The following is a 579-nucleotide window of genomic DNA, read 5'->3' on the forward strand; positions in this document are numbered from 1 at the left end:
CCCAAACATGGCGAGTTACTACTTTTTGATGATTTTTTGACCTGGTACATTCTTTTAATAGTGGGCAACCTACACATTGTTTAGGATTGGATTTATACTCTCTATAGCCATCTCTACTTGTGGTCGAATAGGCTAAAGTTTGTCCGTTCGGACAAATATAAATATCTTGTTCTTTATCATATTTAAACTTCCATTTTGGAAATAATCCTTTCGTCGGATGATATCTACGGTAAGCGATAACTCCAAATATGTCTCTATCTGATAATCCTTTGCATATTGGGTTAGTCAAGTAACCTGAGTCTAAGGCAACCGCTTCTACTTTTAAATCAAATCTGTTTATTTGTCGATCCAATCGTTCTAAGTAAGGGACGGAATCATGAACGTTTCCTGGAGTGACATAAGCATCTGTAATAATATTAAATTTCATGTCTGTCGTACGATGATCGAGGTAACAGAACATTTCTTGTTTATTGTCACGAGACATAAAACCACTTTCTGGATCCGTCTTACTCTTACGGATTGTTTTTGTGTCCTTCACTTCCTCCCTGTCCGTTAGTGGTTTTTTTCCGTGTTGCTTCC

The 579-nt window shown here is 37.1% G+C and carries 1 protein-coding gene; it reads right to left on the reverse strand.

Annotated features, from left to right (window positions below; translation table 11 throughout):
- On the reverse strand, positions 1 to 579 hold a 579-nt coding region (locus ACFSBH_RS12075; protein ID WP_379597723.1), incomplete at both ends, for a transposase.

The sequence above is a fragment of the Oceanobacillus luteolus genome (assembly GCF_042678205.1).
GTDB classification, from domain to species: domain Bacteria; phylum Bacillota; class Bacilli; order Bacillales; family Amphibacillaceae; genus Oceanobacillus; species Oceanobacillus luteolus.